At 41.8% G+C, this 14,365-nt stretch carries 13 protein-coding genes; 11 read left to right on the forward strand and 2 right to left on the reverse strand.

The window, feature by feature from the left end:
* Nucleotides 1-87: 87 nt before the first annotated feature.
* Nucleotides 88-1,377, reverse strand: a complete 1,290-nt coding sequence (locus MHI25_RS13525) for an adenylosuccinate synthase (protein WP_076189928.1) — start codon at nt 1,375-1,377, stop codon at nt 88-90.
* Nucleotides 1,378-1,492: 115 nt separating this feature from the next.
* On the opposite strand from MHI25_RS13525, the gene MHI25_RS13530 reads away from it, so the two are divergent.
* From MHI25_RS13530 to MHI25_RS13560, 7 genes are all read left to right on the forward strand, one after another.
* Nucleotides 1,493-2,371 carry a LysR family transcriptional regulator gene (locus tag MHI25_RS13530; RefSeq protein WP_076126224.1) on the forward strand — a complete coding sequence of 293 codons (879 nt, stop codon included), beginning with the start codon at nt 1,493-1,495 and terminating at the stop codon, nt 2,369-2,371.
* Nucleotides 2,372-2,422: 51 nt separating this feature from the next.
* A complete protein-coding gene (locus MHI25_RS13535; protein ID WP_076183537.1) occupies nt 2,423-3,664 on the forward strand; it encodes a molybdopterin-dependent oxidoreductase in 1,242 nt (413 codons plus the stop codon).
* A gap of 151 nt (nt 3,665-3,815) precedes the next feature.
* On the forward strand, nt 3,816-4,559 hold the full coding sequence (locus MHI25_RS13540) for a hypothetical protein (RefSeq protein ID WP_340395531.1): 744 nt from the start codon (nt 3,816-3,818) through the stop codon (nt 4,557-4,559).
* Nucleotides 4,560-4,572: 13 nt separating this feature from the next.
* Nucleotides 4,573-6,261, forward strand: a complete 1,689-nt coding sequence (locus MHI25_RS13545; RefSeq protein WP_076279088.1) for a VWA domain-containing protein — start codon at nt 4,573-4,575, stop codon at nt 6,259-6,261.
* A gap of 24 nt (nt 6,262-6,285) precedes the next feature.
* Entirely contained in the window at nt 6,286-7,425 is a 1,140-nt protein-coding gene (locus MHI25_RS13550; RefSeq protein WP_076280780.1) for a toxic anion resistance protein, read from the forward strand.
* Between the two features lie 154 nt (nt 7,426-7,579).
* Entirely contained in the window at nt 7,580-8,302 is a 723-nt protein-coding gene (locus tag MHI25_RS13555; RefSeq protein ID WP_076126026.1) for a sensor domain-containing protein, read from the forward strand.
* A gap of 512 nt (nt 8,303-8,814) precedes the next feature.
* Nucleotides 8,815-10,206: an alpha/beta hydrolase-fold protein gene (locus MHI25_RS13560; RefSeq protein ID WP_340395532.1), complete on the forward strand. Its 1,392-nt coding sequence runs from the start codon at nt 8,815-8,817 to the stop codon at nt 10,204-10,206.
* A gap of 171 nt (nt 10,207-10,377) precedes the next feature.
* Here the strand turns inward: MHI25_RS13560 and MHI25_RS13565 are convergent, their stop codons facing one another.
* Nucleotides 10,378-11,106 (reverse strand): SDR family oxidoreductase, encoded by a 729-nt coding sequence (locus MHI25_RS13565; RefSeq protein WP_340395533.1) that lies wholly within the window; start codon nt 11,104-11,106, stop codon nt 10,378-10,380.
* Nucleotides 11,107-11,271: 165 nt separating this feature from the next.
* Here MHI25_RS13565 and MHI25_RS13570 point away from each other — a divergent pair, with 165 nt between their 5' ends.
* From MHI25_RS13570 to MHI25_RS13585, 4 genes are all read left to right on the forward strand, one after another.
* Nucleotides 11,272-11,610 (forward strand): winged helix-turn-helix transcriptional regulator, encoded by a 339-nt coding sequence (locus tag MHI25_RS13570; protein WP_076126032.1) that lies wholly within the window; start codon nt 11,272-11,274, stop codon nt 11,608-11,610.
* A 27-nt stretch (nt 11,611-11,637) separates the two neighbouring features.
* The gene (locus MHI25_RS13575; protein WP_081383245.1) at nt 11,638-12,090 is read left to right on the forward strand and encodes a hypothetical protein; all 453 of its coding nucleotides are present in this window, start codon (nt 11,638-11,640) and stop codon (nt 12,088-12,090) included.
* 219 nt (nt 12,091-12,309) lie between these two features.
* Nucleotides 12,310-13,326, forward strand: coding sequence for an ABC transporter substrate-binding protein (locus MHI25_RS13580; protein ID WP_076126035.1), 1,017 nt, complete (start codon nt 12,310-12,312; stop codon nt 13,324-13,326).
* A gap of 13 nt (nt 13,327-13,339) precedes the next feature.
* Nucleotides 13,340-14,356: an iron ABC transporter permease gene (locus tag MHI25_RS13585; RefSeq protein WP_076126037.1), complete on the forward strand. Its 1,017-nt coding sequence runs from the start codon at nt 13,340-13,342 to the stop codon at nt 14,354-14,356.
* The last annotated feature ends 9 nt before the right edge of the window (nt 14,357-14,365 follow it).

Below are 14,365 nucleotides of genomic sequence, written 5' to 3' on the forward strand. Positions count from 1 at the left end.
GCCCTTCTCATGAATAAAATAAAGAAGCGCTTCTCTAATAAGAGAGGCGCTTCTTTTAAATTCTACAGAGATTTAGTACGTATATGATTATTTCGTTATCCGATTAATGACCTGTTCGCGTCTAGGACCCACGGAAATCGTAGTAATACGCGTGCCAATAGAGGTTTCAATAAAATCAATGTAAAGCTTAGCTTGTTCTGGCAGATCTTCGAAGTCGGTGATCTGAGAGATATCGCAGTTCCAGCCAGATAAATGCGTGAATATCGGTTTTGCAGAGTTCAGTTTATTCGTAGCCGGGAACTTGTCGGTGATCTCTCCATTTTCAAGCTCATAAGCCACACAAACTGGAATCTCATCCAAATAACCAAGCACGTCAAGATTAGTCAACACGACTTCAGTGGCACCCTGCATTTGGCAACCGTAACGAGTAGCTACAGCATCAAACCAGCCCATACGTCTAGGACGGCCAGTCGTAGCCCCGAATTCCCCGGCATCGCCACCTCTTGTACGAAGTTCATCCGCAACGGGCCCTTCTAATTCCGTAACAAAAGGTCCAGCGCCGACACAACTGGAATAGGCCTTGGTTACAGCGATGACATTCGTGATAGCTGCTGCAGGAAGACCGGCACCGACAGGTGCAAACCCGGCAAGTGTTGAAGAGGAGGTGGAGTAAGGATAAATACCGTGATCAGGATCACGCAGAGCCCCAAGCTGACCTTCAAGTAAGATAGTCTCTCCCTTGGCATAAGCCTCTTGCAGCAAGTCTGTTGTATTGGCTACATAAGGCACTAGCTGTGCAGCTTCTTCTTGCAGCTGAATCATTAATTCCGAGATTTGGATCGGCGCTTTCTTATATAAATGCTCAAGTAAGATATTTTTGGAAGCGAGTAATTGTTCAAGACGTTTCTCAAGTCGGGCGGTATCAAATAAATCCGCTACCTGTATGCCTAGCTTTGCATATTTATCTGCGTAAAATGGTGCGATTCCCCGTTTTGTTGAACCGAATCCTTGAGATCCCAGACGTTCCTCTTCTAGTTCATCAAACAAACGGTGGATTGGAAGCACGATTTGCGCCCGTTCGGATACGAATAATCTAGGCTTTGGCACACCTCTATCCGTTAAAGCTTTCAATTCTTTTATTAATACTTCTGTATCAAGTGCTGTTCCGGGTCCAATAATGTTTGTAACGGAAGGATAAAATACCCCAGATGGCAGCATATGCAATGAAAATTTTCCATATTGGTTTATGATGGTATGCCCAGCATTACTACCACCTTGAAAACGAACGACAAAGGAAGATTGTGCAGCTAGCACATCCGTCATTTTTCCTTTTCCTTCGTCGCCCCAGTTTGCTCCTACAATTGCAATTACGGTCACGCGTTTTCGCCTCCCAAGCTTGTTTTTGGCTACAGGACTAAGTATAATGCTAGTTAAATCATTAGAAAAATTGATATAAGTTATATCTATTATAAGGTGGAGTAATGACGTGGGGATGGACATTAATTTGGAGTGGTATCGCTCTTTTTATTGGGTAGCGAATACTGGGAGTTTAACTGCTGCGGCAGAACGACTCAATATTACACAACCGGCAGTAAGTCACACGATTAAACAATTGGAAGAAAAAATGGGCGGCCCGTTATTTTTTCGCACTTCTCGCGGGGTCGATCTAACAACAGAAGGAAAAGTACTGCTAAGCTTTATTGAGCAAGCCTTTCATCATGTAGACATGGGCGAAAGAGCGATCGCAGATATGAACAATCTGAACAGCGGCGAGATTCATATCGGAGCAAGTGATACCTTATGCAAATATTATCTGTTGCCTTATTTGGAGCAATTTCATGAACAATTTCCCAATATCCGCATTCATATTACGAATCGTACGACACCAGAAACACTTACGCTTTTAAAAGAAGGGAAAATTGATTTTGGTATCGTCAGCTTGCCGACATCTGATAAACAGATTGATTTTCGCAAAAGTACTCAGCTTCAAGATTGCCTGGTAGGGGGCAAAGGTTTTCGTCATTTGGCGGACAAGACCATGCCGCTTGCAGACATTCAGCAGTATCCGTTGTTATGCTTAGAAGCGGGTGGCAGCACCAGAAAGTATATGGATCAGTTTTTAGCTTCTAATCATCTGACAATTACACCTGAATTTGAACTGGGAAGTGTGGATTTGCTTGTTCAGTTTGCGAAACGTGGTTTTGGCCTTGCTTTTGTTATTCGTGATTACGTAACCGAAGAATTGAAGAAAGGTGAGCTTGTCGAGATTCCTCTGGACCCACCTTTGCCAGAACGTAACATAGGAATTGCTACCCTGCGTGGAGTTCCTCTTACAGCTGCTTCAAAGTCTTTTCTAACATTATTAGAGTAGAATCAGGATAAAGAGCTATTTGAGCATACCTAGTGAAGAGGAGGAAAGGTAATGAATTCTTTACTGGCTCGGCTGCGCAAGGGATACGGGAAAAAGCTTCGGGCGCTTCATACCTGGAATGGCTGGCTGGTTGTGTTGCTCACGCTCACAGGACTTGTACTTGTAGGTGGCTTCTGGCGTGGCTTCTTAGGGGAAGGCAGAGTATGGATCAAAGGGCTTCATATCGTGGTCGGTGTTGCTTCGATTATTCCGGTTATTTATTATTTGCTGCTGGCAGGGAAACATTGGAAACAACTGAAGGAGCGGCCTTGGCAACGTTTTAATGTAATCGTTGTACTTTCATTGCTGCTCGGCTGGTTCGTTTCAGGAGTGCTACTCTGGCAATTCCGCGTGGTGGGTCCACATGTATCGAACGTTGCTCTGGTCGTCCATGACTTATTGACCTGGATAGGCCTTCCTTATATTATTTATCATTCTTTGACTCGGGTAAAATGGCTTAAAGAACCGAGCCGGCGGATAGTGAAAAGTGGCATTGAGACAGGTAGCCCTTCGAATCATCGGGAAACCCCGCAGCCGGTTTATACACGTAGAGCTTTCATACGCGGATCGATTGGTGTTGGGCTTGCGGTCACTATAGGTCCATCGTTTATAAAATGGCTCGGCAGTTCAATTGGAAATATCGGGGGCAGCGAAACAATTGATAAGCTGATCGAAAGTGATCGTAATCAGTTGTTGCCTGCACCCCAGCCACTGGCGGCATCCTCACCCCCTCTCGGAGGAGGGGCGCAAGGACAATTCCGTGTTTACACAGTCACTCCGATTCCAGAGTTTACGAACAACAATTGGTCTTTTACGATAGATGGGCTTGTGGAGCAGAATTTCAAGTGGAACTGGGAACAGTTCGTAAAACTGAAGCGGACCGTTCAGGTGAGTGATTTTCACTGCGTGACGGGCTGGTCAGTCTATAAGAATACCTGGGAAGGAATCAAGCTAAAAGATCTTTTGAGTCAGGCCGGTGTGAAGCCCACAGCTAAGACTGTGAAATTCTATTCTGGTGATGGTGTATACACGGATACGCTCACATTGGAACAAGCCGACATGGATGATGTGCTGGTCGCGGTAATGCATGATGGAAAGCCGATTCCTAGCGATCTCGGCGGTCCTGTACGGTTAATCGTTCCGAAGATGTTCGCATACAAGTCTGTGAAGTGGCTGAACCGGATTGAGCTGATCGAAGGCGATCATACGGGATATTGGGAGCAACGCGGGTATTCAAATGATGCGTGGGTATAAAATAGGGATCGTTAACCTTAATAGGCTTATTGCCTGTTAAGGTTTTTTTGTTGATTAATTCCTTATTTTTTTAGCATATAGCAAATGAAGAGACGTAATAACAGAAATTGCTCCATACAATAGAAGTGACTGGATGCAGGAGGTGGTTGTGATGAACGGGTTTAGAGCCATAAAGCTGTTGGGACTTATTCTCGGTGTGGTACTACTGAACATTATCGTGTTGTCACCAGGTTTATTAGGGGTGGAAATCGGAGGAACCAGTGTATTTGAAATAGCTTTAGGTGTGACATTGTTGTTTGTTAGTCTACTTGTTGTTCTTTACGGAAGTTATATTTTATTGTTTAAACCTTCATCTATCCCTGCTGTGAAAACACTGAAATCTTATGAGGATTATATAGCCGCGCTTACTCAATACAAAAATGTCAAAGTGCTGAAAAAAGACATTGCGCTTGCTCTAGATCAGATATCCCGGATGGAAAAGAAGAGAAGTACCTTGTTAGATGTTTTAGGTCAGAGATTCGAATCCACTGAACTTAGCTTCAAAAAATTTAATGCAGTCAGTTATGAAGTAGCAAAGCTTTTTTACCTGAACATTCGAGGGATTCTGAATAAACTCAGTGTATTTGATGCCTCAGAGTTCACCCTTTTCTCCAGCCAGCATAGACCCTCGCAGTTCTCAGATAAACTGGTGCAAAAAAAGACAGCTTTGTACAATGAATATTTAGCCTACGTAACAGGGTATCTTGGGGCAAATGAAGAGATTCTGCTGAAGCTGGATAAGCTGCTGCTGGAAATATCGCTACTTGACAGTACAGATTATACAGATGTTGAAGAGATGCCTTGTATAAAGGAAATCGATGAGCTGATCAAGCAGACGAAATTCTATAAGCAATGAAGGGGAGATGTGTATGGCTAATAAAGGAAAAACAGTAGCAGTTTTAGGGACCATTACGGTGGTAGTTTTTGCTCTCGTGTATTTTGGAATCACCTTGACTTCTAATATAGGAAAAACCAAAACCCAGATTTCTTCCGAAGATGCGGGGAAGCAGCTTGAGAAGCTATATAAGAACATAAACGTGACCACTGCTGAGCAAATTAAAGGCCAGATTGACCTGGATCCTGTTGCGATTGGGGATTCATTACCAGATATCTCAAAGTTTCCTGTATCCGTAGACAATACAACAGATAGCTTTGTAGAGATATTCTCTTCTACAGAGAAATCAGGAACGGGTAATGATGGTTGGCTAAATGAAGTTGCCACAGATTTTAACAACTCTAATATTGAGGTGAACGGGAGTCACGTTTCTGTGAAAATCCGTAATATTGCTTCAGGTACAGCGACAGATTACATAAGATCTGGGAAGTATGTGCCAGATGCCTTTACCCCATCAAATGAGTTGTGGGGCGAAATGGTAAAAGCAAACGGGATGAACACTCAGCTAATCACTAAACGCCTTGTAGGTAATGTAGCTGGTATTGTTACCAGTAAGGCGAAATATGATGAACTAATAGAGAAATACGGTTCTTTAAACGTCAAGACGGTTACAGATGCCATAGCAAATAATGAATTATCAATGGGCTATACCGACCCTTTTGCCAGTTCTACGGGTTTAAACTTTCTGGTAACAGCGCTTGGGACGTTTGGCGGTTCAGACTTACTTGGTGAGCAAGCGGTGCAGGGCTTTGAGAAATTCCAAGCAAATGTTCCCTTTATTGCCTCAACCACTTTACAGATGCGAGAGGCTGCAAAAACCGGTAAGCTTGATGCTTTTGTCTTAGAATACCAGATCTTTTTGAATGCAACAGATTTGAAAGGGGGGTATGTATTCACTCCTTTTGGTGTAAGACATGACAGCCCGCTTTATGCTTTAGGTGATCTTCCTCAGGAAAAACTCGATATTATTAAGAAGTTTGCTGAGTTTGTTGAACAGGATAAATACCAGGAGCTGGGTGAGAAAAAAGGCTTCAATGGTCTTAATGATTACCAATCAGAGCTTAGTACAGTGGATGGCAGTCTCATATCCTCAGCTCAGAAGCTGTGGAAAGAGAAGAAAAATGGCAATAAACCTATCGCCGCAGTATTTGTGGCAGATGTCTCAGGAAGTATGAACGGGGAACCCTTGAACCGCTTAAAGCAATCTTTATTAACAGGCCAGAAGTACTTGGGCAAGGATAACAGCATTGGTTTTGTCTCTTACTCTGATAACGTTACAATCAATCTTCCGATTGGAAAATATGACACGAACCAGCAGTCCATGTTTGTTGGTGCGATTGACAGTCTACAAGCAAATGGGGGGACGGCTACTTTTGACGGGATCGCGGTAGCCATCCATATGCTTCAAACGGAATTACAGCTAAATCCGGATTTGAAGCCGTTGATCTTTGTATTAAGTGATGGAGAGACCAATGAAGGGCATTCCTTGAATGATATCAGAGGTCTTATTGAGACCTACAAAATCCCGATTTACACGATTGGCTACAATGCGAATATCAAGGCGCTTGAGAGTATTTCGAGTATAAATGAAGCGGCCAACATCAATGCAGATACAGATGATGTAGTCTATAAAATTGGCAACCTGCTCAATGTTCAAATGTAAGCTATTTTTTATAGGAGGGGTTCTATGTCGTTTACTATGGAAGTCGTAAGTCAGGAAAAGCTGAAATCAGTAATTGAAGAGCAGGTCAAACCTGAGCCTGAGGAAGTATCACAACTGAAAACACTGGCAGTAAACAATGTCTCCGCCATTCTGGATCTGAATTTAGAGTCACTGGATAAGCGGAAAGCGGTGCTGCAATCCATTGATAGCTTCGGTTTGGAAACGATGAGATCCTCTTCGGACAAAAACTCCCTGTTGCAGGTTTCAGTGGGGAATTTATCAAAGACAGGGGATGAAGGCGGCCAAGTAGCAAAAGGTTTGACGGAGCTTAATCTCCAGCTGAAGGATTTGGATCCCAGTGCAGTAGATTTTGCCAAGACGGGTTTTCTTGGGAAGTTCTTTAATCCATTACGTAGTTATTTTGCTAAATATCAAAAGGCGGATGCTGTCATTTCAGATATTATAATTTCTTTAGACAAGGGTAAGACCGTTTTGAAGAACGATAATACTACGCTGGAATTTGAGCAACAGGCACTTCGGGAACTTACAAAAAAACTACAAAAAGAAATTCAGCTCGGCATGCTGATGGATCAGGAGATAGAGACGCAACTGGAAGCGGCTAAGCTGCGTGATGAGGATGAGGAGAAAGTTCGGTTCATTACAGAAGAAGTGCTTTTTCCGTTGCGGCAGCGTGTCATGGATTTGCAACAGATGCTTGTAGTGAATCAACAAGGAATTATGGCCATAGAGGTGGTTATTCGAAATAATAAAGAGCTGATCAGAGGGGTGGACAGAGCTAGAAATGTTACCGTGTCTGCCTTGAAAATATCGGTTACGGTAGCTAGTGCGCTGTATAATCAACGAATTGTTTTGAAAAAGATCGAACTTTTAAATCAAACCACCGATAGCCTGATCAGCGGTACCTCAAAAATGTTGAAAAACCAAGGGGCGGAAATCCATAAACAGTCGTTAGAATCAAGTATTTCAGTGGATACATTAAAGCAAGCTTTTACAGATGTGCTATCCGCTCTCGATTCCATCAGTACTTATAAGCAGGAAGCTCTCCCCAAAATGCGTGAAACCATTAATCAGTTCAGAGAGCTGGCAGATAATGGCGAACAGCAGATTGTGCGGCTGGAAAAGGGAAATAAGTTGGGGTTGTAGCCTAGCAAAATCATAAATCCGGTTAATTATGCGCCTTGAGCAACAAATCCTAGCCTTTAGTCTGGTATGACTCCAGCCCCAAGACTGTTTTGAGCCTTCTTTTTCCCACGTATAATGAGATTAATTGAAAAACGTGAGAGAAAGGACAATAGAAATGAATGATAAGTTATACACTATGCCGATGGGAGCTCTTGATTCCATGCATATTCCAGCAGAATCACAACCCCAATCTAAAACGCGCAAACGTGGAGCAAGTCCAAAGACATATCGGAGTATTTTATACTTCTTAATCTCTTTGCCGCTTACGATTGTATATTTCGTGTTTATGGTGACAGGGCTGACGTTATCCATTGCGTTAACCCCAATATTCATCGGAATTCCTTTGTTTTTTGCAGTAGCTAAGGGATTGGATTACATCGTACAATTTGAGCAAGAGCTGGTCAGATCATTGTTAGATATTCCTAGACCTAGTGAAGAGGCCAGATCGGATATGCAGCTAGAGGGAGCGGGCTTCCTGCAACGAATGAAGTTAGGTTTTCATGGAGCGAAGTTTGCCCGTAACGTCATGCTGATTATGGGGCGATTCGTATCCAGCATTATATTCTTTTCAATAACAGTAACTGTAGTAGCGGCTGCACTGGGCCTGATTACACTACCTGTGCTGCACCAGATTTTCTTGCAAACCATGGATTTGAACATTTTAGAGAATAGTGTGTTTGCTTTGTTCCAGATCGACTGGACATTATCCCAACAATATATCTCCTATGTAGTAGCTGGATTTGTTGTTTCCTTGTTAGCAAGTTGGGTAATTCGTATGCTTATGGATGTGCAACGTAGAATGCTGTTCGTATCCTACGAGGAAAGACAACAGTACTAATTGGAAAGAAGAGATTGTCTCCAAACAACCCTTACTGAATCTGAATAAAACACCAGACAATGATCCTTCAGTTCGTGAAGAATCATTGTCTGGTGTTTTTGGTCTGCGGGGAGGTTTGCTTTTGCAAATGATGAGCTAGTGGAAGCTGACTGATTGCTTCTTTGATTTTTTTGGTGTCGGATGTTGTTGTGGGATGTTGAAGGAATCTGCGAAATAGCTGTACTTTGTGCAGTTATTTCGAGAGCCAAAAGAATAATCCTGACTTTAACTGCACTTTATACAACTAAAAACTAGAGAATCCACTTATAAGGGAGTAATTTCAGAAAATAGCTGCATGAAATACACTTATATTCAGTGATCGAGCCTTCTGTTTGATTATAGTTGTATGAAATACAATTAAACTTGAGCGTTTTATAACGCTCCCCAACTTGTGAAAAAATGTTCATAATCCCATATAAAACCTGTATAATAAGAGTTGTGAAAACGTTTGAACAAAAATCAGGAGGGGTTCTATGCATTCAAATGGATTATTTAGATGGAGCTTTTTGGGGTTTGCAGTATTAGTTTTGTTAGCGCTTTCGGGATGTTCCAGTAACGAAAATGTAAATGAAAAAGTTGCTACATCACCAACCCCCAATCCAACGATAAGCAATACTTCTAATGCATCGGAGAACCCAACCAATGTGGGGGCGGCAAAAGGTACTGTGCACATAGAAAATATAGGTGAGCGGAGAATATTTGTTTATTTACCTGCAGGTTATGAAGCTGACAGTGAGCGTTATCCCGTTGTGTATATGCACGATGGGCAGAATATTTTCAATACAAATACCAGCTCTTTAGGCAAAGAATGGAGAGTTGAGGAGATTATTGATCAGCTCGTTGCTGATGGAACCATGGAGAAGGTTATCGTGATAGGAGTCGCTTCAAGTGATGGATCAGAACGGGGAATGGAGTATGTTCCATTTCCGGACGAGTCTATTCCTTCGGATGGAGCGAGTGCAGCCGAATTTACCCAATATTTTATCAATACAGTTATTCCCTATGTTGATGGTGCTTACCGGACCATTCCCGATCGGGATCACCGGATGATAATGGGATCGTCATTCGGTGCTATTCAGGCTTTATGGATGGGGTATCAGCACCCGGAGACCTTCTCAGCGATAGGGGCTTTATCCCCTGTCACTTGGGTAAGCAATGGACGTCTATTGGATGAGTTGGCGAAAGAGTCCGGGAAGCCTGCATTGAAGATTTGGCTCGACATGGGCGTAACCGAAGGAATGCCAATTGATCCGCTTGTGACTGTACTAAAGTCGAAGGGATTTGTATTAGGGAAGGATCTATTCTTTCAGATGGACCCTTTGGGTACACATGAAGAGAAGTCATGGAATAGACGTGTACATAGTCCATTGATTATGTTCGCCGGGAAAGAGGCTGGACAATCGATCAAGCATGAAGTAAGTGACTATCTGACATTAATCGGACCAGAAGCTATCGATATACGTCTTAATTTACTAGTCACTATGGATAATGGGATGGATTTTACAATCCTTGACGGAGTTGAATATCAAGTGTTGAATCCTGAAGTAGGGCAGGTAGACAAGGCAGGTAAGGTGAGCTTCCTGAAGCCGGAATCCTTGAAAGTAAATGTTTCATTTCAAGGTGTTACTGAAGAGCATTTGGTTAACTATGAGCATTATGTAAAGGTATTTAAAGTTTATGTGAAATCTCTTGATGTTGACGAGCATGGGGATGAGTTCTCCATTAATCTGAAGGCCTCTGCTCGGAAATTAAATTCAACTCCTGAGTATATCTCAGCGTTAGTGAGCGCTGCTGAAAAAATCGGTATATATACAATTAAGGAGATTCAGGAGGATTCCATAAGTATAATCTTTAATACGAAGTAGTCATAGAAATTAAAATTCAACTGAGATTATGCTCCTTTTTTGAATTTACTATGATCGTAACTAAGGGGAAATGATCCCTTGGCTGATAATCAGGGAATTTCTCCCTGATTCTTTAAACTAAAGAAGCTGAGTCAATAAGTAGTGTTTCCAACTTATTGACTCAGCTGTTTTTTATCGCAAAATATATCCCCCATCCGGAAATAAAGTACTTCCTGTTGTATAGCTATTGGTCATCAAATAAATCGTTGTATGTGCTGCTTCGTCGGCATGACCAACCCTCCTAAGGATATTGATATTCGTATATTCGTCGTAAGCCTTGTCTCTAGTTTCCTGTTCTGCGCCTTCCCAATTAAAGTTGGTATGAATGGTTCCAGGGGAGATGACATTTACCCGAATCGGAGCCAATTCTACTGCTAATGCTTTTCCCAGACTTTCAATCGCGCCGTTACAAGCTGCATAGGAGGCACCGTCTGCAAGTGGACGTTGGCTGAATGCGCCGGACATAAGAACAATGGAGCCTGTAGGGTTGATAAAAGGGATGGCATGCTTTACAGCATTATATTGCGGCCAGAACTTTGCATTAAAGCAACTGTGTGCAATCTCCAAGCTAGAAGTAATCGGTCCTCTAACATAGGAGGCTCCCGGAGTGAACAAATGGTCAAAAACGCCGATTTTTTCAAAGAAATCCTTCAAGTCCTGTTCATTTTGATTATCTAGTGAATGAATTTCAACTGAATCGAATCCCAGAAGCTGTTGAGCTTTCTCTAATTTATCTTGTGATCGTCCAGCGATTATGACAGCTGCACCTTGTTCTACCGCTTGTTTGGCAGTTGCAAGCCCTATTCCGGAGCTTCCTCCAATAATGACGATGCGCTGGTTTTTTAATGAAATAGTGGACATATTTATCTTCTCCGTTCATAGTTAATTGGACTTATTAAGTTCTGTTTTTTATTATTAGCTATAAAATATAACCTGCACAGTACGCACTTTTTTCGTACTAGGTACGATTTTTCGTACTAGCTGGTTCGAACATACAGTTAAATAACTATCGAAAGAGGGGATCGCATGGATTTGTTGGAGCCGAGATTAACCGGGGTTCTTACAACACTTGAAAAGATCGGTGGAAAGTGGAAGCCACTCATTTTATTTATTTTATTGATAGATGGCACAAAACGATTTGGTGAACTTAGACGGATTATCCCAGATGTCTCCCAAGGTACGTTAGCTAAACAATTACGGGAGCTTGAAGAGGATCAGCTTATCGATCGGGTGAGTTATCATGAGCTTCCACTCAGGGTGGAATATAGTATTTCAGAACATGGCAAATCGCTAATTACAGTTTTGGATAGCATGTGTGGCTGGGGTAGGATGCATAAAGAATATTTGAATAATACAAGTAAGTAGAGGGGGTACATTATTATTCATACTATTTTGCAGGAACCAACGGGTCAGACCTACAAGACGCTGGTACAGGTAGCTATGGAAGTATGTGATGAATTTATTCTAGTAAAACGTGATCAGATGGAGTTGGAGCCAGAAGGATATGAACTGCTTGAACAGCTGCAACCTTTTCTCAAAAAGGTCATAAAAGATGACTATTGGCCGGGGACTCGGCTTATGGGGCATTATGCAGATGTTTATTTTTTTGATTGTTCACCTGAAGCGGTCAATATTCTTTTATCCTATTCCACCAGCTTGTACTCGTGGGTACAGACCAGGCTGCCTGATGATCTTTGTTTTCTAAAACAGGGACAACCGTGGCTAATCAATACAGCCCATGAGAGAGAAAGCAATTTGCTCACTGATGTGGATGAGGAACTTAATAGACTAGAGGCGTGCGGATTGTTGTTCCGTGACTTATCTGAGTTTTATAACGCAGATTAAAAAGTGGACTCATATTTATAGTGCAGAAGAACCCGCAGTTGGTGCGGGTTCTTCTGCATGTTCACTAATAATTCAACGCATCTGTTAAATTACAAGATTTCATATAATCAAAGAAAAGTATTGATAATTATTCTCATATGATTTAATATGATAACGATTCTCATTATCATTACTTTAGTTTGAAGAATGATAAATAAAATATAGATGGGGAGATTGATTATGAATCAGAAAAAATATTTATTAGCTGGGGTATCAGCAGTATTAGCTTTGAGTTTGGCAGCTTGCGGTAACAATGAAAAGGATAAGACAGCTTCAGAAAAAAGCACAAATAATGCTGCAGTAGCAGCAGAAGGAACTGCAAATAACAAAGGAAATGCGGCTCAGGAGGCTGTTGCCACTGAACAAACCGTTACATATTTGGGCAAGGATTATGTCGTGCCTGCAAAGATTAATAATATTGTAGCAGCAAGTCTCGAATCTATGGAAGATGCTGCCATACTGGGAGTGAAACCTGTAGGTGTACTTGCAATAGCTGATGCTATTCCAGGTTATCTGTCAACTGACCTAGCGGGTGCATCCTTAGTGGGGGATAAATTTGCTCCAAGTAATGAAGCGATTCTGCAACTGGATCCAGATGTTATCTTAGGGTCTTCCAAGTTTGGGGAAGATGTGGCCGGTGCACTTAATAAAATTCAAACGATGATTCCTTATTCACATATTTCAACAAACTGGAAAGATAACTTGCTCTTATTAGGCCAATTATCCGGTAAGACCACAGATGCAGAAAAAATTATTAGTGATTATGAATCTAAAGCTGCGGGTGCAAAGGCTGAAATTGGAGAAAAGCTGAAAGATCAATCCATTCTAGTCATTCGTATTCGTCAGGGCAGTATGTGTGTGTATCCTGCTGGCGTTTATTTGAATCCGGTTATTTATGAAGATCTGGGTGCTGCCATTCCTGAGGTGATTTCCTCTACAGAGGCACAAGCAGAGCTTTCATTAGAAGCTTTGGCGGATATTAATCCGGACTATATTTTCTTGCAGTTTGAGACTAGTGAGAATACTGATAATGCAACAGCACTTGATGATTTGCTCAAGAATCCGATCTTCAAAAGCGTAACTGCTGTCAAAAATAATCATGTGTTTGTAAATGCAATTGATCCGTTGGCACAAGGTGGAACGGCTTGGTCTAAAGTAAGATTCCTGGATGCGGCAATTGAAAACCTGTTGAAGTAAAACCGAAGGTGCGATGAATAAGATGAATACAAAAAATTGGAAAGTTATATTGATCCTTTCAACTTCTCCATTATTCATCGTATTAGCAATGGTTGTATCCGTCTTATATGGTGTTAAAGATATTGGAATATTGACAATATGGCAGGCGATTACACACTTCGATGCTAATAATGTGGATCACAACATTATTATGACATCTAGATTTCCGCGTGTAATCGCCGCTTTATTAGTTGGAGCGGCTCTGGCTGTTTCAGGGGCGTTAATGCAGGGGGTTACACGTAACTATCTTGCATCACCATCGATTATGGGAGTAAATGACGGATCGGCATTTGTTATTACGTTGGCTATGGTGTTTTATCCGGGATTATCGAATGTTCAGATGATTATTTTATCTATGGTGGGTTCAGCCATCGGAGCAGGTTTGGTTTTCGGATTTGGTTCATTGGTTAAAAACGGTTTATCTCCAGTCAGGTTAGCCATTATTGGAACTGTAATTGGTACTTTTTTAAGTAGTATCGCCTCAGCAGTAGCGATGTTTTTTCAAGTCTCACAAAATGTTAGCGTTTGGTATAGCTCGAAAATACATACCGTTAATCCAGATATGCTAATATTATCAGTTCCTTTTATAATCGTTGGACTGCTCTTGGCGGTTAGTATTTCTAAGTCAGTAATGGTTGCTTCCCTGGGGGATGAAACCGCGATTAGCTTGGGTCAACGAACAAAATGGGTGAAAATTGTCAGTATTATATCTGTTATATGTCTGACCGGGACAGCAGTAGCTTTAGTCGGCAAGATAGCCTTTGTGGGTCTAATCATTCCTCATATTACACGTTTTATCGTAGGTATAGACTATCGCTTTATCATTCCTTGCTCAGCGGTGATTGGAGCTGTTTTTTTAGCGTTTTGCGATGTCTTAAGCCGTTATATTAACTTTCCGTTTGAGACGCCAATTGGTGTTGTAACAGCCTTTATTGGCATCCCTTTCTTCCTTTATTTAATTCGGGTTAAAGGGGGAGAGCAGCGTGGATAGAAGTAAAGT

The organism is Paenibacillus sp. FSL E2-0177 (assembly GCF_037992975.1).
Taxonomy (GTDB): Bacteria; Bacillota; Bacilli; order Paenibacillales; family Paenibacillaceae; genus Paenibacillus_AQ; species Paenibacillus_AQ odorifer.

What these genes read in the sequence shown, in the direction of transcription:
- MHI25_RS13530 (WP_076126224.1), top strand. Translation starts at nt 1,493, where the DNA reads ATGGACATTAATTTGGAGTGGTATCGCTCTTTTTATTGGGTAGCGAAT.
- MHI25_RS13535 (WP_076183537.1), top strand. Translation starts at nt 2,423, where the DNA reads ATGAATTCTTTACTGGCTCGGCTGCGCAAGGGATACGGGAAAAAGCTT.
- MHI25_RS13540 (WP_340395531.1), top strand. Translation starts at nt 3,816, where the DNA reads ATGAACGGGTTTAGAGCCATAAAGCTGTTGGGACTTATTCTCGGTGTG.
- MHI25_RS13545 (WP_076279088.1), top strand. Translation starts at nt 4,573, where the DNA reads ATGGCTAATAAAGGAAAAACAGTAGCAGTTTTAGGGACCATTACGGTG.
- MHI25_RS13550 (WP_076280780.1), top strand. Translation starts at nt 6,286, where the DNA reads ATGTCGTTTACTATGGAAGTCGTAAGTCAGGAAAAGCTGAAATCAGTA.
- MHI25_RS13555 (WP_076126026.1), top strand. Translation starts at nt 7,580, where the DNA reads ATGAATGATAAGTTATACACTATGCCGATGGGAGCTCTTGATTCCATG.
- MHI25_RS13560 (WP_340395532.1), top strand. Translation starts at nt 8,815, where the DNA reads ATGCATTCAAATGGATTATTTAGATGGAGCTTTTTGGGGTTTGCAGTA.
- MHI25_RS13565 (WP_340395533.1), bottom strand. Translation starts at nt 11,106, where the DNA reads ATGTCCACTATTTCATTAAAAAACCAGCGCATCGTCATTATTGGAGGA.
- MHI25_RS13570 (WP_076126032.1), top strand. Translation starts at nt 11,272, where the DNA reads ATGGATTTGTTGGAGCCGAGATTAACCGGGGTTCTTACAACACTTGAA.
- MHI25_RS13580 (WP_076126035.1), top strand. Translation starts at nt 12,310, where the DNA reads ATGAATCAGAAAAAATATTTATTAGCTGGGGTATCAGCAGTATTAGCT.
- MHI25_RS13585 (WP_076126037.1), top strand. Translation starts at nt 13,340, where the DNA reads ATGAATAAGATGAATACAAAAAATTGGAAAGTTATATTGATCCTTTCA.